Source organism: Hoeflea sp. YIM 152468 (assembly GCF_029210485.1).
Lineage (GTDB): Bacteria > Pseudomonadota > Alphaproteobacteria > Rhizobiales > Rhizobiaceae > Hoeflea.
This window is the reverse complement of the sequence record NZ_JARGET010000016.1, coordinates 32,040-57,336: the sequence shown is the minus strand read 5'-3', so window position 1 is coordinate 57,336 and position 25,297 is coordinate 32,040. Positions and strand designations below refer to the sequence as shown.

Here is a 25,297-nt window from a genome sequence, read left to right as displayed (position 1 = left end):
GTTCGGGCTATGCGGACTGGCGTAGCCTTGGCATGAAAGCCGGAGTGGGAGCCGCCTCCCGCAGGACCAGCGGCTTGCGCACATACCAGGCTGTGCCGTGATGCCCGGCAAAGGATTGGGGTTTTTCCGGGCGGCTGGCGAAGAAGTCGTCGACAGCACGGGAGGCGCCGGGCCATTTTGGCTGCGCATAATCGTCAAACATCACAAGGCCGCCGGGAACCAGCTGATCATAGAGGATGTTGAGGCAGTCGAGATGCGAATCATAGATGTCGCAATCGATGAAGATGAAGCAGAATTTGCGGCGAACCAGCTTCGGCAGCGTATCGGAGAAAAACCCCTTCACCACATAGCCATTGACCCTGTAGGCCTCGAAGAACTGCATGAGCCGAAACGGGACATCGGCAGCCCGCGCGAATTTGCGGCGGATCTTGTGACGGAAGCGAAACCGCAACGGGTTGAGGTCCTTGCTCTGAATCCGGTCTTGCGGGAACCCTTCAAAACTGTCGCAGGCAAACAGTTTCTTCGTCGGTGAGCGTTCGGTCAACCGGCGCGCGATCAGCCGGGTGGATGTGCCCCGGAACACGCCGCATTCAATGACATCACCCTCCAAATCGAGACTTTTATCCAGCAACTCAACCAACGGGCTGTGGTCGCATTCAGCGTCCAGGCGGCGCCAGTATTCGGCCCTGCCGGCCTCGGTCTGCATCAGCCTGGAGAGGGCGTCGTCCAACCGGATTCGACGCTGGTCAATTCGCTTCATGGCCGGCCCATCATGATGGCCCGCTGTCGCAAGCCCTGTTGTGATGATTGCAATTGCTGCACGGAATCTCCCCCTCCACCTCGTCAAGCCGGTTGCAGCGGGTTCAGTGGAAATGCATCCCACGCTGGTTTGCGCGCAGTGTAATTGTCCGTTCAGCTTGCCGGTTTATGGTTAAGCCGAGGTTAATGCCGGGGGGCAGGCTTGGGGCAAAAAGCTGTCAGGGCCTTGCATCCCGCAGGCGGACCAGACCGGCAACGGCCATGCCCGGAGAAGGCGCAAACATGCCGGCAAGGCAGATCGGCTGCCGTCAATCGTTAAACCGGTTGCTCTGAGTTTGCCGTGCCAATAGAGACCACAGCCTGAGAGTCGGGCGATTTTGTTTCCTCCAACCGACAAGTACTCTGGCGTGGTCTTTCTGATTTTGCTACGTCGGACGGGTAATTCATTCGCCCGGGGTAAAGTTAGTCGGACATTGAGGCGTCTGACGCAACGCAATGGTTCCTATCACTATAACCAGAGACGTGAAGAACAGGCTTTACAGTGCGAAATGTAAATAGCTTCAGCACCTATCTCATCAACCTCGACCGCGCGCCTGATCGGTTGAAATTCATGGACGCACAGTTGCGTCGTCTTGGAATCGGCTATCAACGGATTGCCGCAGTCGACCGGTTGACCCTTGATGCATCTGTTCCCGAATTCGATACCAAGGGGTACAGGACGCTGCATGGGCGCGGATTTCACGATGGTGAAATCGCCTGTTACCTGAGCCACATCGCCTGTTTGCGGGCGTTTCTGGCAAGTCCCGCCGAGCATGCTTTGATTCTCGAAGATGACGGGCGCTTGCCCGATGATTTGGCGGCAATTGTCCGCGCAGCGATTGCCGAGGCCGATGAATGGGATATCCTGAGACTGTCCACGGTCAATTCCGGCATCCGGGTGCCCTACCGCAAGATCGATGCGACCCGTTCCCTCGCGATTGCCCTGACGCGCGAAAAAGGCGCTGGCGGGTATGTGGTCAACCGCCGCTGTGCCGAAGTCTTTCTCAAGCGACTGCTGCCGATACGGGTGGCATGGGACATTGCCTTCGACATCGAGTATCTGATGGGGCTCAGATCCGTGTTCGTCGTGCCCGTGCCAATCGACCAGAACACCGGCATGGAAACACAAATCCAGTTCACTGCCGAACGCGTAAAGCTTTCGCCCACCCGCTATCTGACGGTTTTTCCCTATCGCGCCTATCTGGAGACCAACCGCTTCGTCCGGCGCGGCCTGCGATTGCTGCGGAAGAAAATCAACCGGCGCAAATCCTGAGCTGGGCCGGCATCACCGGAGCTCTGGCGTCGCGCTTTAGTCTTTCGCGCGGTTGGCGCCGGTAAGTTTACCCAGCTGGTAGCGTAGATAATTCGAAACCATGCGGCCGCCGCCATAGAGCCTTTGTGCAAGCGCCCGCCCGCGCAGCGCCTCTGCCTCGATGGCTTCGGCCGGCATCTGTTCACGCCTGAAGATCACCCCTGTGGGGCTGACCGTGCGTTCCGGCGTCAGCCCGGCGCGCGCCGCCGCGACGACCAGATTGTGCTGGTTGAAGCCGGTCAGATGGGCAAAATGCAGGGTGCCAAATCCCTTGTTGGGATGGACGATGCCCAGATCCGGGATCTCGATATAGATCAGCCCGCCTGGCGCTATCCATTGCGTCATCTGCCGTATGGCCGCCACCGGATCGCGCAGGTGCTCGACCACATGAAAGCTGGTGACCAGATCAAATGGCGTCTCGACCTTGAAATCCTGCCAGCCCGACACCGAAATCCGGTCGCCATACAGGGTCCGCGCATAAGTGGCATAGGTGTCGCCGGGTTCGAATCCGTGTGCATCAAAACCGGCGTCGAGCATGGCGCCGACAAATTCGCCGGAGCCGCAGCCGAAATCAAGCGTGCGCGCGCCCTCCGGCAAAAGACCTTCGAGCTGCGCGACCCGTCGGCTGGCCTCGACGCGGCGCTTGCTGATATGCCGCTCTTTCGGCTTCGAGGTGGCGGCTTGATAATCGAACCGGTAGTAATCCCGATAATAGCTCGTAAGCTCCGCATCGGTAGGCATCGGGTTTGTATAGAGCAGGCCGCAATGGCCGCACATGACGGTCGGCAGCCGCTTGAGCCGACGGTCGAGCGAGACCAGCGGCTGGCTGTCGTCATGCCCGCAGGCCGGGCAAACCACGCTTTCGCCGCTGTAGGGATAGCGGGTGAAAGGCAGAAAAAACTGCACTATGTTGTAGCTCATCATCCCTCGCGTAGCAGCCAGACTCGGCTGGGGCGGGGTTTGCCGCCACCTCATTGCCGTGACCTAACCCTTGCGCGGGGTTCAAGGCAATCAAAATTTGCTGGCCGAAGCCGTGCGACTGCGGCGCGCCGCTGTTTCGCAGGCTTGCGCACGACAGCCGCACGCACCCATCAGGATGCGCAAGAGACGCGGTATCTCATTGAGCCGATGCAACACGCATCATGATTTCGCGTGGGCGGTTCAGACCGCAAACCGCGAGGCATCAGCACCGTAATGATTGAGGTAGCGACCGCTGATCTGGTTGACCGGCAGGATAACCATGACATCGGTTGTGCCGAAGGCGCTGTCGACGACAGCCTCCTGCGCGACCAGCGCCCCAACCCTGAGATAGCCTTTGACCAGAGGGGGCATCGCCGCCAACGCGGCCTTCGGGTTGATTGCCTCGACCGGCATCATGTCCATTGACAGCCCCCGGCCAGCCATGGAGCGTACATGCCAGTCTTCAGGCGCAGCGGCTGTCTGGTGAAGGAACGACAGCGCCAGTGCATGCGCGTAGGGCTGATCTCCGGGAAACGAGGCACACCCGAACATCACATCGATGCGGTGAACCAGCGCATAGGCCCAGGTGCCTTGCCACAGGGCTTCAAGCGTGCGCCGGGTGCGATAGGCGCGCAACACACAGGACCTGCCGAGTTCGAGGAAACGCTTGCCGGGATTGCGGCCGACCAGATCCATCACATCGTACTCGGCCTGCGAGTAAAAGCCCTCATGGCGGGCCGCAATGTCCTGCCTGAGCAACCGGTAGGTGCCGACGATCTGCTGTTCGACCTCGCCGCCAATCGCGGTATCAAGCACGATAAGATGATCGCAATATCGGTCAATCGTGTCGAAATCCCGTTTTTGCTGCATGGCTTCGAGGGGCAGCCGCGCGCCCATTTCCTCGACGAAGATCCGGTAACGCAGCGCTTGCGCTGCCTCGGCTTCGTTGCGCGTGGCGGCAAGCCGGACTTCCAGCGACCCGATGCGGCCAAGTACCGGTTTCGCCGGACGGTCTCCCGCGAACGGGGGAAGAAAGGGCTTGGGCAAGGGGCGGTGCACGTGGGTTTCCATGGTTCATCTCTCGCGTTGTGGTGACGCGGTTCAACCATGATTCTGCGACATCCCGGTGACATTTGCCATCCCGGATGTGGTGATTTGGAGGTCTTAATGTGTTGCTTGCTCCACCTTCCAGGTGGGGCTTAGCCTGCCGCGCGCGTTTTTTTGCCGGCGGTGACCGCTGCCAGCTGAACCAGCCATTCCGGATCGACCGGCTTTTCCGCATGCGCATCAGCGCCGTCTGCCAGCAAGTCGTCGCGGGTGGAAGCCTGACCGTCGGCCGACAGCACCATGATGGGCAAGCGCGAAAACTGGCCTGCGGCTTCTTCCTGGCGGATCTGCTGAATTGCGCTGCGGCCATCGAGTTCGGGCATCGACAGATCCGTGATAACAAGATCGAAGCTGGCCGCACCGCCAGGACGTTGCATGGCCTGGTCAACCAGTTCCCGGCCATTGGTCACAATGGAGACCCGGTGTCCCTGGCGGGCCAGGATGGTGCGCACCAGCAAGGCGTTGATCGGATCGTCTTCGGCCAGAAGAATGTCGAGCGTCGGATGCTCCGATGAGCGCGCGAACACCATCTCGCGTGGCTTTCCGCACAGGCGGTCGCGGTCGTCGCGGTCGTCGCGGCGGGTCAGAACATTGATCAGTGACGCCCGGCGCACCGGGCGCACAAGCCAGGCATTGGCGCCATGGCCGGCATGGCTGTCGAGATCGCGGCTGTCTTCCGGCGCGATCACCAGGGTGCGCGCAATATCCGCGGGCAATTCGATCGGCGCGCTGGCCAGCAGCAGTTCCGCCCTGTCAGCAAGCCTGCGGTCGACCACAATATCGCTCAGCTCGGCGCCGGACCGGTAAAGCCGGGTCAGGGCTGCAATGACGCTTTCGGCGTCATCAGCAGTCTCGGCGATGCCGCCAAGATCGCGGATGGTCCACAAAAGCGCGGTTGCGACAGGTCCACGAGGCGCGATCACCAGAACCGAGCGATCGGCGAGCGGCCCGCTCACCGGCGCACTGGCTTCGGGAACCGAAACCTCCCGGACCGGCACAGTGAACTCAAAGGCACTGCCCTGTCCGGCGGTGGACGTGACCGAAATCTCGCCGCCCAGCGCTTCGACAATGCGGGCGGAGATCGACAGGCCCAGACCGGCGCCGCCATGCTTGCGGGTCGGTCCGTTGTTGGCGCGCTCGAATTCCTTGAAAATGCGGGTTGTATCTTCGTCCTTCAGGCCGGGGCCGGTATCGGAGACAATGAAGGCCAGTTGCGTGTCTTCACGCATTACCTCGATCAGCACGCCGCCGGTTTCGGTGAACTTGATGGCGTTGCCGACAAGGTTGAACAGCACCTGCCGCAGTCGGCCGATGTCGGACGTGATACGCTGCGGCGCTTCCGGCGCAATGCGGACAGCAATCTCGATGCCTTTTTCATGAGCGCGCGAGGCCATCAGCTCTGATACGCCGTTTACCAGCTCCTCCAGATCCCCCTCTTCGTGCCGCAAGTGCAGCCGTCCGGCCTCGATTGACGTGACGTCGAGCAGATCTTCGATCAGCGACAGCAGGGCGTGACCGGATTCCCGCGAGGTCTTGAGATAGCTCGCCTGTTCCGGTGTTGTCTGGGTCTGCTCGAGAAGATGGGTCATGCCGAGTATGCCGTTGAGCGGCGTGCGGATCTCGTGGCTGACGGTGGCCAGAAACCGCGATTTGGCATGATTGGCGGCCTCGGCCTTCTCGCGCGCGTCGACCAGCTCCGCTTCGGTGCGGCGTGCTGCGGTGATGTTGCGGCCAACGCACTGCAGGATCAGTCTGCCGGAGGCCGGATCGCGGACCGTGGTCTCGTGCCAGGTCCAGATCGTCTGGCTCCCGGCCTCCCCAAGTACCAGTTCGTGCTTGTCCTCTCCGGCAATTTCCACCGGCTCGACGCCAGTCATGGCCAGCGTCAAGCCGACAGGATTGTCAAACCCTGTCGCCGATTTGAATGTGTCGTTGGCATGGATGATCTGACCATTGAGCTCGCACGCTGCCACCATGTCGCCAAGTGTGTCGAACACGGCGCCGAACTGGCCCGAGAACTCGCCCATTTCCCAGGCATGGTCGATGTCACGCTCCGCCAGCGCGAAAATTTCGGGTTTTGTTGGCGCCGGCTGCTCTGTCGCCGCTGATCCGAACGAACGCGTCAGCACCGGCACGGCTGCAAAGATGGCGATTCCGGCGACCGACGCCAGCAGCGCCGCCGGCGCGTTGAAGGCGACTGACGCGGCCGTGGCCGCCATCGCCGCCGAGGCGAAGAACAACCGGCGCGCGGCAGAACCATGTTTGCCTGCACTGTCGTCGCGCCGCGCGGCGTCACCGGTGGGATACCGGTCCGCCGGTTCGACCTGTGGCGCGGTTCGATGGGCCGGCACAGGCTCGTTCAGAGCCTGCTGGAGCGCGTTCTGGAGTCGCAAGGGTTCTGTGCTCATCCGGTGTATTTAGCACGGACCTAGTGAGCAAAATCTTCCGCCAAAGCATCGAATTTTATCGATCAGGCCTTTTATTGCTTCATATTGACCACCACACGGCCGCGTATCTTGCCGTCGATGATCGAATGCGCCGCGTCGATGATTCCGTCAAAGCCGACTTCGGTTGACAGCGCTTCAAGCTTCGCCAGGTCCAGATCCTTGACCAGCCGCGACCAGGCTTCCTGTCTCAGCGCCAGCGGCGCCATCACTGAATCAATGCCCAGCAGCGACACGCCGCGCAGAATGAACGGCGCCACCGATCCCGGCAGATCCATGCCCTGCGCCAGGCCGCAGGCCGCGACCGCGCCGCCATAGGACGTCATCGCCAGCACATTTGCCAGCGTGTGGCTGCCAACCGCGTCGATGCCGCCGGCCCAGCGTTCCTTGTCCAGCGGCTTGGCAGGTCCGGAAAGCTCGTCGCGGTGGATGACTTCGGAGGCGCCGAGGCTCTTGAGAAACTCAGCCTCCTCGGTGCGGCCTGTCGAGGCGATGACGTCATAGCCGAGCTTGCCCAGCACCGCGATCGCCACTGTGCCGACGCCGCCATTGGCGCCGGTGACCACGACCGCACCGCGGCCCGGCGTGATGCCGTGGCGTTCCAGCGCCATCACCGACAGCATGGCTGTGTAGCCGGCGGTGCCGATGGCCATCGCCGAGCGCCCATCCATGCCCTCGGGCATCGGGATCAGCCAATCGCCTTTCAGCCGAATGTAACTGGCGTAGGCACCGGTATGGACCTCGCCAACGCCAAACCCGTTGAGAATCACCGTGTCGCCGGGATTGAAGCGCTCGTTTTCCGAGCGCACCACCGTGCCGGCGCAGTCAATGCCCGGCACCATCGGCCAGCGCCGCACCACAGGCCCCTTGCCGGTGATCGCCAGCCCGTCCTTGTAGTTGATGGTGGTCCATTCCACCTCGACGACCACGTCGCCTTCCATCAGATCGTCAAGGCCGAGCTCGGTCACATTGACCGACATCACCTTGTTGTCGTCTCGGGTAAGCAGAATGCCCTTGAAACGGTCTTGCATGGAAGCTCCTCTAAAGTGTTGTTTCAGACTGACCCGACCCGGCAACAAGATCAAGGGCGGAGATGTCCGCCGGCGTGATCAATCGCGTCTTTTGCGGTCGTGCAAGGTGGCGATCAGTTCGTCGAGCACAATCAGGCCGGCGCCGATGCTGATAAAGCTGTCGGCGAGATTGAAGACGGCAAATGACCAGCTTTCGGTGTGAAACAGGATGTAGTCGACCACATGGCCGTAGACCGCGCGGTCGATCAGATTGCCCAGTGCGCCGCCGATGATCAGCGCATAACCCAGATGGGCGATGCCGCGTCCTGGCGGGGTGCGCCGCCACAGATACAGCACAAAGACCACCACCAGCCCGGTCAGGGCCAGCAGCCACGTATCCGGCATTCCCTTGAGCAGCGAAAACGCGATGCCTTCGTTCCAGGTCCGATAGAGGGCGAACATTGGGATCACCGGCACGATCTCGTGGAACGGCAACCGGGTTTCCACCAGCCACTTGATGATCTGGTCAAGCGCAACCGAAACCGTGATCAGTGTCAGCATCGGCGCGATCCGGCTCAGCGCGGAGGCCTTGGGTGCAGGCTCGCTCATGGGGCGGGATCTTCCAGATCAAGGAGATGCCGCCGCGCCTCGAACAGCATCACCCCGGTGGCAATCGCCAGATTGAGAGAATCGGCCCGGCCGGCTTGCGGAATCCGCGCCAGCTTGCGGCAGGCCTTGGCCAGCGTGTCGGGCAGGCCTGCCTGCTCGTTGCCCATCAACAGCACCACCGGCTGGTTGCGGTAAGGGATCGTCCGGTAATCGACGCTGCCCTTGAGATGGCTGCCGACCAGCATCGGCGCGGCTTTCGCCGACCAGCTCAGAAAGTCGCTCTCGGAGGCCCGCACCAGTGGCACCGCGAAGATCGACCCCATCGTCGCCCGCACGGTCTCGGTCGAGAACGGATCGACAGTGTCGCCGATCAGGATGACACCGGAGGCGCCGGCGGCGTCGCAGGTGCGGATGATGGTGCCCAGATTGCCCGGATCGCGAACCCGGTCGAGCGCCACCCAGGTGTCGTCCGGCTTTACCTTCACCGAGCTCAGTGGCATCAGCTTCTGCTCGAACACGGCGATCACCGCCTGCGGGTTGTCGCGCCGGGTAATCGCTGTGAGTACCTTGTCGCTCACTTCCAGCACCAGCCCGCCGCGGGCAAAGGTCAGCGCCGCAATCTTTTCGACCTGCGCCTTGCCGCGTTGGCTCTTGGCGTAGATCAGCGTGCGGATGCTCCAGCCGAGTTCGATCGCGTCGATCACCAGCTTCAGGCCTTCGGCCAGAAACGTGCCGGTCTCGTCGCGATGCTTCTTCATCGACAGCGCGCGGATGTCCTTGATGATCGGGTTGGACAGGCTGGTGATGTCCTTGATCTGGCCGACCCGCCCGGTGCCGCTTGTTGGGGTTTTGTGTTCACTCATTGCGGCAGCCACCTTGCAAACAGCGAGGTTGACAGGGCGCGGCAATCGTCCGGCGTCGCCTTGCCGCTCTCGCGCAGGATCAATTCGCCCGATTCCACCCGGCCGCCGGCGCCGCGCATGGTCTCGCGCATCAATTCGTGAATGGCGTAGAACGAGGCCCGGATCGAATAGGCCGTCAGCACCAGTCCGACCGGCTTCGGGCTCAGCAGCTCGCGGCAGATGTCGAGCATCAGCGGCAGATGCTCGAACAATTGCCAGACTTCGCCATTCGGCCCCCGGCCGAATTTCGGCGGGTCGGTGAGGATGATGTCATACTGGTTGCCGCGGCGTTCCTCGCGGGCAATGAATTTCATCGCATCCTCGCAGATCCAGCGGATCGGCCGGTCGTTCAGCCCGGCCAGCGCCTGGTTTTCCCTGGCCCAGCCGATGGCCTTCTTGGAAGCATCGACATGGGTGACTTCAGCCCCGGCCTTGGCCGCCACCAGCGAGGCAACCCCGGTATAGCCAAACAGGTTGAGCACCTTCAGCGGCCGCCTGGCCGCAGTGATCTGATCCGCCATCCAGCGCCAGTGGGCGATCTGCTCGGGGAACACCCCGACATGGCGGAACGAGGTCAGCCGGCCATGGAAATCGACATCGAGCAGTTTCATCGGCCAGGTTTCGCCCAGCGGCAGATTGGGGAACGCCCAGCGGCCGATGCCGTCCTCGTCGGTGTCGCCGGTGAACACCGCATCGGCCTTGTCCCAGACGCCGTCTGGCAGGCCGCGCGCCCACAACGCCTGTGCTTCCGGGCGGACAATACGCAGAGCGCCATATTGTTCGAGCTTCTCGCCCTGGCCGCTGGCGTTGAGACCGGTGTCGAGCAGCCGGTAGCCGTCCTCGTTGCCGCTTTCGAGAATGATCGGCGCCGATTGTGCCGGCAGGGCGCCGCTGCGCTGGTTGAGCGGCCGTAGCGACACCTGCTGCCGGGCTGGTTCGCGCCTGTCGAAATCCGGTGCATTGTAGATCGGCCTGGGCGCGGATTGCTTGTCCGGCGAGGGCTTGCTTCGGGCATTGAGTGCTTCCTGCGGCGCCTTGGCGCGGCTGGACCTGGTGTGCGGTTTGGCCGGCGGCTTGGCCCCGGGATCAGCCTGTGCACGCGCTGTGTTGCCCGCTTGCTCCGGTCTGCCATCCCGCGGTTTTCTGCGCTTCGGCTTGCCATCCCCTGGCTTCGCAGAGCTGCCGCGTCGGGGATGTTGGGAGCGTTTGTCCGCCAAAGTGGAAAAATCCTGATCGATCTGGATGAAGCCGGGGCCAAAGCAACCCTGACCCCCGAGGTTTCATGGTCGTCTGGACATAGCAACCGGATCGGAACTTGGCAAAGCCGTTTTCGTGCCGTGCGGCTTGTGCAGCAATCAGCGCGGTCCCCAAACCGGTGGCAAGCGGGCCGTTTCACGCCCGAGCCGCCCGCCCGCCCAACCGATCAGGCGAGGTATGTCGGATACGATCGGCGCGCTCATCCTCCTGGGTTGGAATGGCAGTTCGAAGGAAGTCGCTGCACTTGGAACAAGTGGAGAGGTCGGGTCCGGGACTGGCAGAGGGCCGTCTTGATACGCGTTTCGAGACCGGTGCTGACAGCAATGGCGACACCAGCGGGAGCGCCGCAAATCTTGCGCGCGGATCGAAACATGAAAGCTGGGACGACAGGGAGGCGCGGCGAGGGCGGTGTGCCTCAGGCGGCGCTGCGCTTGTCCGGTGCGGGCAGGGCAGCGGCGATCTGCTGCGCCTTGGCTTTCTGGCGATCGGCTTCGGAATGCCACTTTACCGCTTCATTGGCGTTGGCGCGGGCCCGCTGCCGGTGCTTGCCCTGCTTGAACCAGGTCGCCAGCGATCCGATGATCATGCCGATGATCAGCGTAACAAACAAAAACACGAAGAAGGGCAATGTCACCGACAGCACCGTATCTGCCGGGTTGAACGGATTGAGCGCCAGCGTCACCGCCGTGCGGTTGGCGACCGACAGCATGATGAGGGCGATGCCCAGAGGCACGAATATTGCCAATGCGATGATGCGCTTGATCATGTGTCGCTCCTATTCTCTCGAGCCCGGGCGCCTTGCCCTGGCTGACCGGTGCATGCTGTCATGTAATCCGGTTTGCCAGCAAACCAAGGGGCAATCGCCCAAAGTGGCGTGTTTTGTCGGCCGGACGGAGCGGCACAAGTCGCAGGCAGCTCGTGTGCCGCAGGGGCTGGCGGGCTCAGTTCTTGCTGTCAGGCTCAGTCCTTGCTGTCAGGATTGAGCCGTTCGCGCAATTCCTTGCCGGTCTTGAAGAAAGGAACCCATTTTTCTTCCACGAACACCGGCTCACCGGTGCGCGGGTTGCGGCCCGATCTCGGCGGGCGGTTCTTCACCGAGAAGGCGCCGAAACCGCGCAACTCGACGCGATTGCCCTCCGACAGGGCGTCGGTGATCTCGTCGAGCACCGCGTTGACGATATTTTCGACATCTCGATGATAAAGGTGCGGGTTTCGCGCCGCAACTGCTTGCACCAATTCCGATTTGATCATGTCCTCGCCCTACTCGCCACTCTCCGAATGACCGCCAACCTGCCAAACGGATACAAGGCCGTCAAGGAACAACTTGCCATCCGCCAGCCGGTTGATCTCGTTCGAAAATGTCTCAGGCACACCAATGAATTGCTGCAGCAGGCTGGCTGCCCGCGCACCGAAAAGCAAACCCGTCGTCGAGTCCGCAGGTTTCCAGTCAACTATCTTGAGCGTGTCGTCAACGTTGCGGCCTTTCAGGTAGGCTCTTATTTCGGCGTCACCCCCGAGCGCATCGACAAGTCCGTTCTTGAGCCCTTGCCGCCCAGTGAAGATCGAACCGTCAGCGAGCGCCAGAACTTCGGTGCGGTCCATCTCGCGGCGCGCCGCCACCATGTCGACAAACCAGTCGTAGCTGTCGAGGACCATCGATCGGATCATCGCCTTGGCCTCGTCGCTGGCTTCATGAAACGGGGAGGGTTCGGCTTTCATCGGCGAGGATTTGATCGCTTCCAGTCGAATTCCGATCTTGTCGAGCAGTTCCCCTGCCTGGGCATACTGGAAAAGCACTCCGATGGAGCCGACGATCGAGCTTTCGCCGGCGACGATATGGTCGGTCGACACAGCGATCATGTAGCCGGCTGACGCCGCCAATGTGTGGATGTCGGCGACGACGGGCTTGGATTTGCCTGCGGCCAGCAAGGCCTTGTGGAGCCGCTCTCCGCCATAGGTCGTGCCGCCGGGGGAGGAAATGGAGACAATCAGCGCCTTTGCCGCGTCATTTTCCGCAACATCCTTGATCAGATCAAGCAATGGCTGATCGTCGGTGATGACGCCATCGATATCGATACGCGCAATATGGTTGCTGTCGCGTGCCGCTCCCTGGAACCGCCACACCAGTCCCGCCACAAGCGCGACGCTGACGACGACGGTCATGATCCGCCAGAAACTGAGTTTACGCCGAATACGGCGACGATCGGCAAGAAGTTCCGGATCGATCACGCTTGCTCCTCCGATGGAGTGTGGGGCGCGAATGCAGTGCAGAGGGCCGGATCGGCCAATCTGCACAAACTCCGCTTTGTTTTTGCCATTGTCAGCGAGCCGTGGCAATCTGTGTCAACTGCTTCGCAATCTCACCATATTGCCATGCGAAGTTCTCTGCAACAGCCACACGGGCGGGCAACCGGACCGAAAGTCGGCATGGCGTCAACAGCCTTCGGGATTACAGCAACGAATGACACCGCCGACCGCATCAGGGCCAATCGCTTCAGGAGTGCCAGGGCGCGGCGACTATGCGGGACGTTCGCATGCCCAGTACCGGCGCGCCCGGTCCCATACCCGGCTTGTCCGGGTGCTCAAGATCCTTTTGCCGCTGTCCGCAGCCCTCATCGTCATCGCCTTTGTCGTCGTCTCCTGGTTCGACAACCTGGTGCCACAGGGGATCGGGATTGAATCGGTGGCGATCCTGGATGGAAAGCTGGTCATGCAGAGCCCGGTGATGAGCGGCCAGACCTCCGATGCCAATCCCTATACCCTGCGTGCCGACAAGGCGATTCAGGATCTCGACACGCCGGATATCATCGTGCTGGAAGACATTGTTGCCGACCTGCCGGTGTCAAATGGTGACAAGGCGGTCTTGAATGCAGTCCGCGGTACCTATGACCGCGCCGGGCAGACCATGGTTTTCAAACAGCCTTTCACGGTCAATACCGAGGCTGGAATGCAGGTCCGGCTGCAGTCGGCAGATATCGATCTGGCCAACAGCACGTTGGTCTCCGAGACCCCGGTGTCCATCAGTTCCGGTGACGCATCCGTGGTTGCGCAATCCATGCAGATACAGGATAAAGGCCGCATTATCATCTTTCAGGACAAGGTCCGCATGACGATCAACCCCTCCGCATTAAAGTCGAAGGATGGAGCGACGAACTGACATGGCCATCCCCACACTCACCTTCATGCGGACTGCCGCGATTCTGATCGCCGCCGGATTGCTGGCATCGACATTCGGGCCGCCGCTGCCTGCCGCCTTTGCGCAGGGCACCGAAAGCAAGATGTCGGGCATGACCCTGACCAGTGACGAGCCGATCCAGATCGAAAGTGACCTGCTCAAGATCAACGAGGAAACCAGCCAGGCGACCTTCACCGGCAACGTCAAGGTGGTGCAGGGCGACACGGTCCTGCAGGCGGGCGAGATGGTCGTCAATTACGTCAAGAATGGCGGCTCGGTTTCCTCGGGAACGGCAGAAATCAGCGAAATTGAAATGTACAAGAAGGTGCTGATCCAGTCCGGCACCCAAACCGCCACAGCCGATGCCGGCAACTTCAATATGATTGATGAGGTTCTGGTGCTCACCGGTGAAAAGGTTGTGCTGACCGACGCCGAAAACGTCTTTATCGGCTGCAAGCTGACGGTGGAGATGAAGAGCGGTCAGGCCAAGCTCGACAGCTGCGGCGGTCGCGTCATGATCCAGCTCGACCCCAAATCGCGACCCAAACAGTGATCCGAGCTCTGTTTTCATCGCTTGGCGGCAACAATGGCAAGGGTGACGCCGATCAGGCCGCCGCCGAGGCGCCGGGACGCTATGACGGCACGCTGATAGCCCGCAATCTGACCAAGTCCTACAAATCCCGCAAGGTGGTGGACGGCGTCTCGCTCGGTGTCCGCCGCGGTGAGGCGGTGGGACTTCTCGGTCCCAACGGCGCGGGCAAAACCACGTGTTTCTACATGATCACCGGGCTGGTGCCGGTGGACGTCGGCACAATCGAGATTGACGGGAACGATGTGTCCAGTCTGCCGATGTACCGGCGTGCCCGGCTAGGTGTCGGCTATCTGCCGCAGGAGGCCTCGATTTTCCGCGGTTTGAGTGTCGAAGCCAATATCCGCGCCGTTCTGGAAGTGGTGGAAAGGGATCGTGCCAAACGTGAGGAGAAACTCGACAGTCTGCTCGAGGAGTTCCACATCGCGCATTTGCGCAAGTCCGCCTCCATATCCTTGTCCGGCGGCGAGCGGCGCCGGCTCGAAATTGCCCGCGCGCTGGCTTCTGATCCGACTTTCATGCTGCTCGATGAACCCTTCGCCGGCGTCGATCCGATCGCGGTCTCCGATATTCAGGATCTGGTCCGGCATCTTACCCGCCGCGGCATCGGGGTGCTGATCACCGACCACAATGTCCGCGAAACGCTCGGACTGATCGATCGGGCTTACATCATGAATGACGGCATACTGCTCACCCATGGCCGCCCGCAGGACATTGTTGCCAACGCGGATGTGCGGCGGCTCTATCTCGGTGAACAATTCTCGCTCTGAAGATCGCTTTTCTGCCGGCTGGTCTCCGTGCCCGGGCCAAATGGGCATCCGACCATCGGCGCTCTGGCCGGTTTTCGTTCGGAATCTGCCCCGGCCGGGCAATTTTACCTTGTCCGCAGGTCGGGCTTGACCGGACAGAATAAAAAAGCAATTTTCGGGCCAGATGGGCTGACCGGGGTTGCTGTCGCGCGGTGTCTGCTTGGACGATGGCTGCGCGGAACGCCCGCAAACCGAAGTCGAGGCAGTACGGACGCATGGTTGCCCCCGATCATCTCCGGGCGTGAGCCGAACACTGTGACGCGACTTCAAACTGTTGCGGCGGTCATCGTGCGTCCGATCCGATTCACAGCGCCGCAGCCGGGAGTAAAGCATCGCCATGGCCCTGTCAGCTGGTCTCCAATTGCGCCAAAGCCAGTCACTGGTGATGACGCCGCAACTAATGCAGTCGATCCGTCTGCTGCAATTCAGCCATGTCGAACTGACCCGTTTCATCGAAGAGGAAGTCGAACGCAATCCGCTGCTCGAACTGGTGAGTTCTGATGCCGACCATCAGGAAACCGGCTCCGCTGCTCCCGAAGAGACGTCCGCCGCACAGGCGGCATCCGGCGATGCCGCGGAAGACGCGGCTTGGACCGGATCGGCCGAAACTCCGTCCGAGCGCATGACCGCCGAGATCGATGCGCGCTATGAGAATGTCTTTCCTGATGATCACGGCACCGCGCGCGTGGATCAGCCCGAATTCATCGACAACTGGAAATCCATGCCGGGCAGCGATGGGGCTCGTTCGGGCGAGGGCTATGATCTTGATGATTTTGCCGCGCGCGCGCCGACCCTGCGTGACCACGTTGCCGAACAGATATCCTTTGCGTTTCCAGACCCTGCCGAGCGATTGATTGCAACGGATCTGGCCGATCAGCTTGATGCGGCGGGCTATATGGTCGGCGGCATGGCGGAGACCATTGCCCGGCTGGGCGCGAAGGAGGCCGATATCGCCGGGGTGTTGTCACGCCTGCAGGAATTCGAGCCTGCGGGGTTGTTTGCCCGTTCGCTCGGCGAATGCCTGGCCCTGCAACTGGCGCGCAAGGACCGGCTCGATCCGGCCATGGCGGTGCTGGTCGACAATCTCGAACTGCTTGCGCGACGCGATTTCACCACGCTGACGCGGATTTGCGGAGTTGATGAGGAAGATCTGCTCGACATGATGGCCGAGATCCGGGCTCTGGATCCCAAGCCGGGCACCCGGTTTGAAACTGGATCGAGCGAGTTGGTGGTGCCCGATGTCTTTGTACGCCCGGCGTCTGACGGCGGCTGGAACATCGAGCTCAACCCCGACACCTTGCCGCGGGTTTTGGTCAACCAGACCTATTTCGCCTCCGTGACCGGAAAAATGCCGAAAAACGCCCCCGGCCAGGACTTTCTCGGCGAGTGTCTGCAGACCGCCAACTGGCTGGCGCGCTCGCTGGACCAACGGGCGAGGACGATCATCAAGGTGGCGACGGAAATTGTCCGCCAGCAGGATGCTTTTCTGCTGCATGGTGTCGACCATTTGCGGCCGCTCAATCTCAAGGCCGTTGCAGACGCCATCGGCATGCATGAATCGACTGTCAGCCGTGTCACCGCCAACAAATACATGATCACCCCGCGCGGTGTGTTTGAGCTGAAGTACTTCTTCACGGTCTCGATCGCTTCGGCGAACCCCGGCGGCGACGCGCATTCGGCCGAATCGGTCCGCCATCGCATTCGCGTGATGGTGGCCGAAGAGGCCGCTGAAGCGGTCCTGTCAGACGATGATCTGGTTGATCTTTTAAAGAAATCCGGCGTGGAAATCGCGCGCCGGACGGTGGCGAAGTACCGCGAGGCCATGGCTATCCCGTCCTCGGTACAGCGGCGCCGCGAGAAGCGGGCCAGGGCGCGCGCCGCGGCGGTATAATCGACATCAAGCAATCGCTTGAAAACGCTTTCCAATTTAACGGCCTACAGCGTTAACTTGACAGGCCGGGCGCACAAGCGTAGAAGCCGCCCCGCATCGGACGACGCAGGAAATGCGGCGCTGTAGGCCGGTTTTGTCAAGTGAAAAATTGCTTGGACCGGAGCAATTGACCGCCAGCAGACGCTTGGATGAGCGCGGCGCATGGCCTAGACTGATTTCCCAAGTCATAACAAGAAGGGATAACCCATGAGCGTGCGAGTGTCTGGTAAGCATATGGAAATCGGCGAGTCCTTCAGGACCCGGATTGAAGACCATGTCACGGGAGCAGTTCGAAAATATTACGATGGCGGGTTTTCAAGCCAGGTGATCGTCGAAAAGTCCGGATCCCGCTTTAAAGCCGATTGCAAGATCCACCTCGATACTGGTGTCGTCCTGCATGCAACCGGGGAAGCCCAGGATCCGCAGCCCTCTTTTGATGCCGCTGCCGAACGTATTGAAAAGCGGCTGCGCCGTTACAAGCGTCGTCTCAAGGACCATCACGCCAACAACCAGCAGGTTCAGGCCAAGCTGGCTTATGCGGTGGTGGATTCCGAAGGTGACGATGCAGCGGAAGTACCCGAAGACTACGCTCCGGCGATCATCGCCGAAAGCACCAAGCAACTGGTCACCATGAGCGTGGCCAATGCCGTGATGGCACTTGATATGACGGATGAACGGATCTTGATGTTCCGCAATGCGGGCAATGACGCGCTCAATGTTGTGTATCGCCGGGATGATGGCAATATCGGCTGGATTGATGCTGGCGGGAACAAGACCTAACGTCGAAGGTTGAGATGGAATGAAGGCAGGCAGGTCATCGGTGGCATAAGCTGGCGTTGGCCTGCAGTCCTTCACCTGAAGCGAACAGTGCGGCCCGGACTACGGACCCAAAACAAGGAATGTGACATGGCGCTTGCTGATCTGATTGGGCAGAACTCTGTTCTGCCTGCGCTAAAGGCAAACTCCAAGAAACAGCTGTTGCAAGAATTGGCGGCCAAGGCATCGGAAGTCACGGGACTTGCCGAGCGTGAGGTGTTTGACGTCATTCTGCAGCGCGAGCGGCTTGGGTCGACCGGTGTTGGCAATGGTATTGCCATCCCGCATGGCAAGCTGTCGTCGCTTGATCGAATAGTCGGCATTTTTGCGCGGCTTGACCAGCCGGTTGAGTTCGAGGCTCTGGACGACCAGCCGGTCGATCTGGTGTTCCTGTTGCTCGCGCCGGAAGGCGCTGGCGCTGATCATCTCAAGGCGCTCTCGCGGATCGCCCGTGTGATGCGTGACAGCGACATGGTCGCCAAGCTGCGCGCCACCGACAATGCTGCCTCGCTTTATGCATTTCTCACCGACGAAAAAGCGTCCAACGCCGCTTGAGGGCAGCATCCGCCGGGCGCAGGGCTCTGACCAGACCCGGCGTGGTTGCTGGGACAGGCATAGAAAAACCCGAAAATCCACGGTGAATTTCGGGTTTTTTTGTCTGCTCAGGTGAGCGAGATGATCACCGGATGCGCGCAGGGGCCGTCAATGCAGGGCGACGGTCTTCAATTCGTCTTCGGCAGCCCGATAAAATGTGCTCGACCGGTTGTCGGTCAGCAGGATCGGCGTGCCGTCTGCACCAAACAGTGCCCATAACTCCAGTCCGGGATCGAGCACAGGTGCTTCGGGGAACCGGGCCAGCACGTCTTCCGAGCGCATCTTGCGAATATAACCGACCTTGCCTGCACCGAGCAGGGCCAGGTCATGAGCGGACAGTTGGGTTTTTCCCGATTTGGCAATCATGTCGATTCCTCCTGGTTGTGGCAGGAAACATCCTGTTGGTCGAACCTTGATCCTTAGTCTCGAACCGAAATGTTAATTTTTCGCACCATCCGCTCCGGTTCCGGACGAATAAGGTCAACCGAAAGCAATCCGTTCTTCAGATCGGCGCTGACAACCTGCATGCCATCGGCAAGCACGAACATCCGCTGAAACTGCCGTGACGCAATGCCGCGGTGCAGGTATTCGCGGCCGTCGGCTTCGGCCTGGCGACCGCGGATGACCAGCTGGTTTTCCTCGGTCGTCACTTCAAGGTCTTCGTCGCAGAAACCGGCAACCGCCAGCGTGATCCGCAATCGTTCACAATTGCTGCCATCGGCAGAAGCGCTGATGCGCTCGATATTGTAAGGCGGGTATCCTTCAGACCCCTTGGCGATCCGCTCCAGGGTCTTCTCCATTGTGTCAAAGCCCAGCAGCAGCGGGCTTGAAAAAGGCGTCATGCGCGACATGGTTTGTCCTCGGTTTCAAGCGACAGGCACCGGACCTGCAATCAGCATCCGGCTTGATCGTAATATGGGAATTCCAGTGCGGCTTCGCAAGCGCCTTGCTCTCTGACCCATGCCGCCCGTAATGTCGCGCCGACCGAATCGCTAGACTGAAGGACCCGCCATGACACCGCGTAAGATCATCATCGACACCGATCCTGGACAGGATGATGCCGCGGCGATCATGCTTGCGCTGGCAAGCCCGGAGGTCGACGTATTGGGAATTACTGCGGTGGCCGGCAATGTGCCGCTGGCGCTGACCAGCCGCAATGCCCGCATGATCACCGAGATCTGCGGCCGCGCCGATATCAAGGTGTTCGCCGGGGCTGACAAGCCGCTTCGCCGCAACCTCGTGACCGCCGAGCATGTACACGGCAAGACCGGGCTCGATGGCGTGGAACCGTTCGAACCCGGCCGCCCGCTTGAGCCCGGGCATGCGGCGGACTTCATAATCGAGACGCTGCGTGCCGAGCCTGCCGGATCGGTGACGCTCTGCGCGCTGGGGCCGCTGACAAACATCGCCACGGTGTTCGAGAAGTCGCCCGATGTGGTTCGGCTGATCAAGGAAATCGTCTTGATGGGCGGCGGCTTCTTTGAAGGCGGCAACATCACCCCTTCGGCCGAATTCAACATCTACGTTGATCCCGAGGCCGCTGATGTGGTGTTTCAGTCGGGCGTGCCGATCACCATGATGCCACTGGATGTCACCCACAAGGTGCTGACCACCAGGGCAAGGGTTGACCGGTTGCGGGCCAATGGCAACCGCGCGTCGATGGCGATGGCCGACATGCTCGAGTTTTTCGAGCGGTATGACGAGCAGAAATACGGCACCGATGGCGGTCCGCTGCATGACCCGACTGTCATCGCCTGGCTGCTTGATCCGGCCATGTTCACCGGGCGCAAATGCAATGTCGAGATCGAGACCGGATCGGAACTGACCCTTGGCGCCACGGTGATCGACTGGTGGAAAGTGACCAAACGGCCCGAAAACGCCTTTGTCGCCCGCGAAGTCGACGCAGACCGCTTCTTCGATCTGCTGATTGAGCGACTCGGTCGTCTTTAGAGTCGCATTTCGACTTCGGAAGCGAGCGGGATCGACGGCTGTGCGCCGGGTTTCAGGCATGCCAGGGCTCCGGCTACGGCGGCGCGGCGATTGGCCGTTGCAAAGTCCAGTCCGGCATCGAGCCCTTGAGCCAGATAGCCGCAGAAGGTATCGCCCGCGCCCACCGTGTCGAGCGGTGTGATGCTAAGGGGATCAATATGTTCGACTGTGCCGTCCTTGGCCCAGAGAACCCCATCACCGCCCAGCGTGACGATCATGCACTGACCGGTTCTTGTGTGCAGTTTGGCGAGTTCCTCTCTTGCAGCATCAAGCGTTTCCGCCGAGCGGCCTGACAGCCGCGCAAATTCGGTTTCGTTGGCGATCACGATGTCGGCAAGCGGCGCCAGACGCTCCACCGCGTCGGTCAGCGGCGCGATGTTGAGAATGCTCTTGATGCCGCGCGCGCGGGCGGCCTTGAGTGCCGCCTCTGTCGCAGCTTCGGGAATTTCCATCTGCAACAGCAGCGTGTCGTTGTCTGCCATTCGGGCCACCGCCTGTTCGGCGTCCCGGGCAGTGACCTGTCCGTTGGCGCCGGGGATGACGACGATCATGTTCTCGCCGTCGCCGCCCACCAGGATCATCGCTATGCCGGTTGCGCCTTCAAGGTGGCGGACCGAATCGAGATCCACGCCTGCCTGGTCAAGCAGGGCCAGCGCCTCGACGCCATAGGCGTCCGTGCCGACCGCGCCGGCAAAAACAACTTTCGCGCCTGCGCGCTGGGCCGCCAGTGCCTGATTTGCACCCTTGCCGCCTTGTGCGGTGGTGAACTCCGTCCCGGCGACGGTTTCGCCTGGCTCGGGCAGGCGGGGGGTGGTGGCAATAAGATCCATGTTGGCGGATCCAATAATGGTGATCATGATGGTCTCCCTTGGGGTGCTGCTGTTAGCCTGGAAATGACTGTGCGCCAACCTCAATCAGGGCGCTCATGCCAGGTTGCTTGATCAGACACAAGGTGCTCTCCCGGCCCTGAATGTAGCAGACCATCGGATAATCGCCGGTGCGGAGCGCGTCATACTGAACCTGCGGCAGGTCATCGGCGACATGGAAAGGAAATTCTCCGCCGTCGGGCATCTCGGCGCCGCGCGGCCAGGCAGGCAAACGGCTGGATGTGGAAATGTCGGCGTAATCGCCGAGCCAGTCAGCCAGGATCAAGATTTGCAGCGGTTAACACTCTAGTCGTCCTCATCGACAACGCGGAGTTTCAGTGTTGAGGATCGCGGCTCGAACTTCGGGGGCTCATGGTCAGCAGCCCGGGATGCTTGCGCGGCCGTTTCGGCGGTCGCCTCATCGGCAATCTGGGCGAATTCCAGCGCTTCGATCTTGGCGCCACGCTTGGTCAGCTTTTCCGAGGAGGTCAGGATCTGGTCGACATCCTTCTGCGCCATGGAGAAATGCGCTTGCAGCTTGCGGGTGCGGTCATCGAGACGGGAAACATCTTCCATCAGCCGCAGCACCTCTCCCTGGATCAGATGCGCCTGTTCGCGCATGCGGGCGTCTTTCAGCAGCGCCTGGATCACCTGGATCGACAGCATCAGCAATGACGGGGAGACAATCACCACCCGTGCGCGCTGGGCCTTGTGCACGATGGTTTCGAAATTCTCGTGGATCTCGGCGAAGATCGATTCCGACGGCACGAACAAGAACGCCGTATCCTGGGTCTCGCCCGTGATCAGGTATTTCTCGGAAATGTCGCGGATATGAACCTCGATATCCCGGCGGAAACGCTGCTGCGCCGGCTGGATGCCTTGCTCGCCAGTGCCCTCGGTTTCCGCGGCTCGCATCGCGTTCCAGGCTTCCAGCGGAAATTTGGCGTCAATCACCAGATCCGGCGCATCATTGGGCATGGCGATGGTGCAATCGGGCCGCATGCCGTTTGACAGTGTTGGCTGGAAACTGAAAGCCCCGAACGGCAATCCGTCCCGGATGATGGTTTCCATCCGCGATTGACCGAAGGCGCCGCGCGTCTGCTTGTTGGACAGAATGGCCTGCAGCCCGACGACGTCACGCGCCAGCGACTGGATATTGGCCTGTGCCGTGTCGATCACGGCCAGCCGCTCCTGCAGCTTTGTCAGATTTTCGTGCGTGCTGCGGGTCTGGTCGGTGAGTGTCGAGCCGATGCGCTGGGTCATGCCGTCGATGCGCTGACCGATCGACTGGTTGAGCTCGGCCTGGCGCGCGCCGAACAACTCCGCCATCGCGCCCATGCGGCCCTGCATTTCCGACTGCGCCTTGAGAATCTCGGCCAGCTGCGTCTCCGCCTGCTCCGCCCTTGCCGAGGCTTCGGCCTCCGCCCGGGCCCGTGCCCTGCCGGCCCGTATCAGCGCCAGGCTCGCCCAGACCGACAGGATGGCAAGCCCGGCGACGACGGCCAGAAGCAACTCGCCCAGCGTCACCATGTGGCCGTTGAGCTCGATAAGTCCTGATGAAAACAAGGCGTCGTCAATCTGCATGCTGAATTCCTAGATGATTCTTGCCTGTTTGTCAGATCAAAACATGAACATTGCTGTTGGCTTCCGCACCGGCATGATTGACGTCGCACCGATCAATGATTAATTCACCGCCATGACCATCAAGCCCATCATCTACCTGCCCGATCCCATTCTCCGCCAGCAAAGCCAGCCGGTGGAACGCTTCGACGCGGAACTGGAGAGTTTCATCGAGGACATGATCGAGACCATGTACGACGCGCCGGGAATCGGCCTCGCCGCAATTCAGGTCGGCGTGCCGCGACGTTTGCTGGTGATTGACGTGGCCGGCAAGGACGAGACGCCCAATCCGCAAGTCTTCATCAATCCCGAGCTTATCGCCACCGGCGATGGCATCAGTGTCTATGAGGAAGGCTGCCTGTCGATCCCGGATTACTATGCCGAGGTCGAGCGCCCGGAAACGGTAAGCGTCAAGCATCTTGATCGCACCGGCAAGGAGCAATTGACCGAAGCCGATGGCCTGCTCGCCACCTGCCTGCAGCACGAGATCGATCATTTGAACGGCGTGTTGTTCATCGACCACATCTCCAAGCTCAAGCGTGACATGGTGGTGCGCAAATTCACCAAGCTGGCCAGAACACGCGTTACCGCCTGAGGGTATCGGGTAAAGTGATCGTAACGTGGCGTTGTGCCCGCCGCCGAGCTGTTTGAGGTTTGAGTATGCGCATCATTTTTATGGGAACGCCAGATTATGCGGCGCCAACGCTGCAAGCGCTGCATGCAGCGGGACACGAAATCGTGGCGGTCTACTCCCAGCCGCCGCGTCCATCCGGCCGCCGCGGGCTCGAAGTGCTGCCGTCGCCGGTCCATCGCACCGCCGAAGGTCTGGGCATTCCGGTGTTCACACCCAGGAGCCTGAAAGGCCAGGAAGAGCAGGCGGCTTTTAAAGCGCTTGAGGCAGACGCGGCGGTTGTCGTTGCCTACGGGCTGATCCTGCCCAGGCCCATTCTCGAGGCCCCGCGCCACGGCGCCTGGAACGGCCATGCCTCGCTGCTGCCTCGCTGGCGCGGTGCGGCGCCGATCCAGCGCGCTATCATGGCTGGCGACACCGAAACCGGCGTGATGATCATGAAGATGGACGAGGGTCTCGACACCGGCCCCGTGGCGCTGACGGGTTCCGTCAAGATTACACCATCCATGACCGCCGGCGAGTTGCATGATGCACTTGCGGCACTGACGGCCCGCCTGATGGTCGATGCCATGGCGCGCCTTGAGACGTCAGGGCTGCCGGTCACGCCGCAAGCGGATGGCGGTGTGACCTATGCGTCCAAGATCAGCAAGAGTGAAACACGGATCGATTTCAGCCAGCCAGCCGAGCAGGTGCACAACCATATCCGCGGACTGTCCCCGTCACCCGGTGCCTGGTTCGCGTTAAGCAGCGGCGATCGCGCCGAGCGGGTCAAGGTGCTTGCCACGCAAGTGGTGGCCATGGAGACCGGCACCGCGGCGCCGGGGACGGTGCTTGATGAGGAACTGGCCATAGCCTGCGGCGGGCAGGCTGTGCGGCTTCTCACCTTGCAGAAGGCCGGCGGCAAGCCGCTCGCCGCGCGGGATTTTCTCCGGGGAACCGCAGTACCTCCCGGCACGGTGATCGGCTGATGCCACGCTATCGTCTCGACATCGAATATGACGGCACCGGCTATTCGGGATGGCAGCGGCAGACGGATCATCCATCGATCCAGCAGGCCATCGAAACCGCGATTTTCAAGTTCTGCGGTGAAACGACCCTGGTTCGCGGTGCTGGCCGGACCGATGCGGGGGTGCATGCGCTTGGTCAGGTCGCCCATGTCGATCTTGAGAAGAGCTGGCCGGTCGATACCGTGCGCGACGCGGTCAATGCACATCTTCTCGGGGCGGGAGAACGAGTGGGGATCCTTGCCGCAAACCTCGTCGATGATGGCTTTGACGCCCGTTTTTCGGCCCTCAAGCGGCACTATATCTACCGCATCATCTGTCGCCGCACGCCGCTGGTGATCGAGAAGAACCGGGCGCTGTGGTCGTCCAGGATGCTTGATGTCGAGGCCATGCACGCGGCCGCGCAGAGCCTGGTGGGTCTGCATGATTTCACCACCTTCCGGTCAACCAATTGCCAGGCAAATTCACCGGTCCGCAACCTTGACCGTCTCGATGTGGTTGCCGGTGCGACCGAGGGTCTGATCGAGATTCACGCCTCCGCGCGCAGCTTCCTGCACAACCAGATCCGGTCTTTCGCCGGCACTCTCCGGCTGGTGGGCGCCGGCAAATGGTCAACCGCCGATGTCGAGGCGGCGCTGGCCGCCAGGGATCGCAAGGCCTGCGGCCCGGTGGCCGCCGCTGCCGGGCTGTATTTTTGCGCGGTCGAGTATCCCGATCCTGCCGGGTAACGCTCCGGACTGTCTCTGAGCGCAGCTGCCAGGAATAAATCAGCTTTATAGGGGGCAGATTGGCTTCCGGTTCTTAACTGAAAAGTTACCCAAACAGCCGAGAACAATCCCAGCCAGTATCTGCGTTTGCGCGCGGAAAGCATGATG

27 protein-coding genes are annotated in these 25,297 nt (G+C 61.3%); 11 read left to right on the top strand and 16 right to left on the bottom strand.

Annotated features, from left to right (window positions below):
• Positions 1 to 7: 7 nt before the first annotated feature.
• Positions 8 to 760, bottom strand: coding sequence for a TylF/MycF/NovP-related O-methyltransferase (locus PZ897_RS09080; protein WP_275751835.1), 753 nt, complete (start codon positions 758 to 760; stop codon positions 8 to 10).
• Positions 761 to 1,300: 540 nt separating this feature from the next.
• Here PZ897_RS09080 and PZ897_RS09075 point away from each other — a divergent pair.
• Complete coding sequence (locus PZ897_RS09075; RefSeq protein WP_275751834.1) at positions 1,301 to 2,071, top strand: glycosyltransferase family 25 protein; 771 nt, start codon at positions 1,301 to 1,303, stop codon at positions 2,069 to 2,071.
• A gap of 36 nt (positions 2,072 to 2,107) precedes the next feature.
• Here PZ897_RS09075 and PZ897_RS09070 read toward each other — a convergent pair whose 3' ends face one another.
• The 10 genes from PZ897_RS09070 to sppA form a co-directional block, all read right to left on the bottom strand.
• Positions 2,108 to 3,031 (bottom strand): class I SAM-dependent methyltransferase, encoded by a 924-nt coding sequence (locus PZ897_RS09070; RefSeq protein WP_275751832.1) that lies wholly within the window; start codon positions 3,029 to 3,031, stop codon positions 2,108 to 2,110.
• Positions 3,032 to 3,271: 240 nt separating this feature from the next.
• Positions 3,272 to 4,141 carry a GNAT family N-acetyltransferase gene (locus tag PZ897_RS09065; RefSeq protein ID WP_275751830.1) on the bottom strand — a complete coding sequence of 290 codons (870 nt, stop codon included), beginning with the start codon at positions 4,139 to 4,141 and terminating at the stop codon, positions 3,272 to 3,274.
• A gap of 128 nt (positions 4,142 to 4,269) precedes the next feature.
• On the bottom strand, positions 4,270 to 6,585 hold the full coding sequence (locus PZ897_RS09060; protein WP_275751828.1) for an ATP-binding protein: 2,316 nt from the start codon (positions 6,583 to 6,585) through the stop codon (positions 4,270 to 4,272).
• Positions 6,586 to 6,656: 71 nt separating this feature from the next.
• Positions 6,657 to 7,652 (bottom strand): MDR family oxidoreductase, encoded by a 996-nt coding sequence (locus tag PZ897_RS09055; RefSeq protein WP_275751826.1) that lies wholly within the window; start codon positions 7,650 to 7,652, stop codon positions 6,657 to 6,659.
• A gap of 78 nt (positions 7,653 to 7,730) precedes the next feature.
• The gene (lspA, locus tag PZ897_RS09050; protein WP_275751824.1) at positions 7,731 to 8,240 is read right to left on the bottom strand and encodes a signal peptidase II; all 510 of its coding nucleotides are present in this window, start codon (positions 8,238 to 8,240) and stop codon (positions 7,731 to 7,733) included.
• Positions 8,237 to 9,103, bottom strand: a complete 867-nt coding sequence (locus PZ897_RS09045; protein ID WP_275751823.1) for an RNA methyltransferase — start codon at positions 9,101 to 9,103, stop codon at positions 8,237 to 8,239. Before PZ897_RS09045 ends, lspA begins: the two co-directional genes overlap by 4 nt.
• Positions 9,100 to 10,359, bottom strand: a complete 1,260-nt coding sequence (locus PZ897_RS09040) for a class I SAM-dependent methyltransferase (protein WP_275751822.1) — start codon at positions 10,357 to 10,359, stop codon at positions 9,100 to 9,102. Before PZ897_RS09040 ends, PZ897_RS09045 begins: the two co-directional genes overlap by 4 nt.
• A gap of 455 nt (positions 10,360 to 10,814) precedes the next feature.
• On the bottom strand, positions 10,815 to 11,165 hold the full coding sequence (locus PZ897_RS09035) for a LapA family protein (protein WP_275751820.1): 351 nt from the start codon (positions 11,163 to 11,165) through the stop codon (positions 10,815 to 10,817).
• A 194-nt stretch (positions 11,166 to 11,359) separates the two neighbouring features.
• Positions 11,360 to 11,650 (bottom strand): integration host factor subunit beta, encoded by a 291-nt coding sequence (locus PZ897_RS09030; RefSeq protein WP_275751818.1) that lies wholly within the window; start codon positions 11,648 to 11,650, stop codon positions 11,360 to 11,362.
• A 9-nt stretch (positions 11,651 to 11,659) separates the two neighbouring features.
• Positions 11,660 to 12,625, bottom strand: coding sequence for a signal peptide peptidase SppA (sppA, locus tag PZ897_RS09025; RefSeq protein WP_275751972.1), 966 nt, complete (start codon positions 12,623 to 12,625; stop codon positions 11,660 to 11,662).
• Positions 12,626 to 12,860: 235 nt separating this feature from the next.
• On the opposite strand from sppA, the gene lptC reads away from it, so the two are divergent.
• From lptC to ptsN, 6 genes are all read left to right on the top strand, one after another.
• Positions 12,861 to 13,556 (top strand): LPS export ABC transporter periplasmic protein LptC, encoded by a 696-nt coding sequence (gene lptC, locus PZ897_RS09020; RefSeq protein WP_275751817.1) that lies wholly within the window; start codon positions 12,861 to 12,863, stop codon positions 13,554 to 13,556.
• Between the two features lies 1 nt (position 13,557).
• Positions 13,558 to 14,127, top strand: a complete 570-nt coding sequence (locus tag PZ897_RS09015) for an LptA/OstA family protein (protein ID WP_275751816.1) — start codon at positions 13,558 to 13,560, stop codon at positions 14,125 to 14,127.
• 92 nt (positions 14,128 to 14,219) lie between these two features.
• Positions 14,220 to 14,933, top strand: coding sequence for an LPS export ABC transporter ATP-binding protein (gene lptB / locus PZ897_RS09010; RefSeq protein ID WP_275751970.1), 714 nt, complete (start codon positions 14,220 to 14,222; stop codon positions 14,931 to 14,933).
• Positions 14,934 to 15,309: 376 nt separating this feature from the next.
• Positions 15,310 to 16,863 carry an RNA polymerase factor sigma-54 gene (gene rpoN, locus PZ897_RS09005; RefSeq protein ID WP_275751815.1) on the top strand — a complete coding sequence of 518 codons (1,554 nt, stop codon included), beginning with the start codon at positions 15,310 to 15,312 and terminating at the stop codon, positions 16,861 to 16,863.
• A gap of 246 nt (positions 16,864 to 17,109) precedes the next feature.
• Positions 17,110 to 17,682, top strand: a complete 573-nt coding sequence (gene raiA / locus PZ897_RS09000; RefSeq protein ID WP_275751814.1) for a ribosome-associated translation inhibitor RaiA — start codon at positions 17,110 to 17,112, stop codon at positions 17,680 to 17,682.
• 126 nt (positions 17,683 to 17,808) lie between these two features.
• Entirely contained in the window at positions 17,809 to 18,273 is a 465-nt protein-coding gene (gene ptsN, locus PZ897_RS08995; RefSeq protein ID WP_275751813.1) for a PTS IIA-like nitrogen regulatory protein PtsN, read from the top strand.
• Between the two features lie 147 nt (positions 18,274 to 18,420).
• Here ptsN and PZ897_RS08990 read toward each other — a convergent pair whose 3' ends face one another.
• The gene (locus PZ897_RS08990) at positions 18,421 to 18,678 is read right to left on the bottom strand and encodes a DUF1150 family protein (protein WP_275751812.1); all 258 of its coding nucleotides are present in this window, start codon (positions 18,676 to 18,678) and stop codon (positions 18,421 to 18,423) included.
• 53 nt (positions 18,679 to 18,731) lie between these two features.
• On the bottom strand, positions 18,732 to 19,163 hold the full coding sequence (locus PZ897_RS08985; RefSeq protein WP_275751811.1) for an Hsp20 family protein: 432 nt from the start codon (positions 19,161 to 19,163) through the stop codon (positions 18,732 to 18,734).
• A 160-nt stretch (positions 19,164 to 19,323) separates the two neighbouring features.
• Here PZ897_RS08985 and PZ897_RS08980 point away from each other — a divergent pair, with 160 nt between their 5' ends.
• Positions 19,324 to 20,262 carry a nucleoside hydrolase gene (locus tag PZ897_RS08980; RefSeq protein ID WP_275751810.1) on the top strand — a complete coding sequence of 313 codons (939 nt, stop codon included), beginning with the start codon at positions 19,324 to 19,326 and terminating at the stop codon, positions 20,260 to 20,262.
• On the opposite strand, the gene PZ897_RS08975 is transcribed toward PZ897_RS08980, so the two are convergent.
• The 3 genes from PZ897_RS08975 to rmuC are packed head-to-tail and all read right to left on the bottom strand — an operon-like array spanning position 20,259 to position 22,697.
• Entirely contained in the window at positions 20,259 to 21,158 is a 900-nt protein-coding gene (locus PZ897_RS08975) for a ribokinase (protein ID WP_275751809.1), read from the bottom strand. The genes PZ897_RS08980 and PZ897_RS08975 overlap by 4 nt on opposite strands.
• Before the next feature lie 25 nt (positions 21,159 to 21,183).
• On the bottom strand, positions 21,184 to 21,453 hold the full coding sequence (locus PZ897_RS08970; RefSeq protein ID WP_275751808.1) for a hypothetical protein: 270 nt from the start codon (positions 21,451 to 21,453) through the stop codon (positions 21,184 to 21,186).
• Positions 21,454 to 21,473: 20 nt separating this feature from the next.
• Entirely contained in the window at positions 21,474 to 22,697 is a 1,224-nt protein-coding gene (rmuC, locus tag PZ897_RS08965) for a DNA recombination protein RmuC (protein ID WP_275751969.1), read from the bottom strand.
• Between the two features lie 166 nt (positions 22,698 to 22,863).
• Between rmuC and def the strand changes: the two genes are divergently transcribed.
• The 3 genes from def to truA are packed head-to-tail and all read left to right on the top strand — an operon-like array spanning position 22,864 to position 25,150.
• Positions 22,864 to 23,382, top strand: coding sequence for a peptide deformylase (gene def / locus PZ897_RS08960; protein ID WP_275751807.1), 519 nt, complete (start codon positions 22,864 to 22,866; stop codon positions 23,380 to 23,382).
• Positions 23,383 to 23,441: 59 nt separating this feature from the next.
• Complete coding sequence (gene fmt, locus PZ897_RS08955) at positions 23,442 to 24,386, top strand: methionyl-tRNA formyltransferase (protein ID WP_275751806.1); 945 nt, start codon at positions 23,442 to 23,444, stop codon at positions 24,384 to 24,386.
• Positions 24,386 to 25,150 carry a tRNA pseudouridine(38-40) synthase TruA gene (gene truA, locus PZ897_RS08950; protein ID WP_275751805.1) on the top strand — a complete coding sequence of 255 codons (765 nt, stop codon included), beginning with the start codon at positions 24,386 to 24,388 and terminating at the stop codon, positions 25,148 to 25,150. Before fmt ends, truA begins: the two co-directional genes overlap by 1 nt.
• Positions 25,151 to 25,297: the final 147 nt, after the last annotated feature.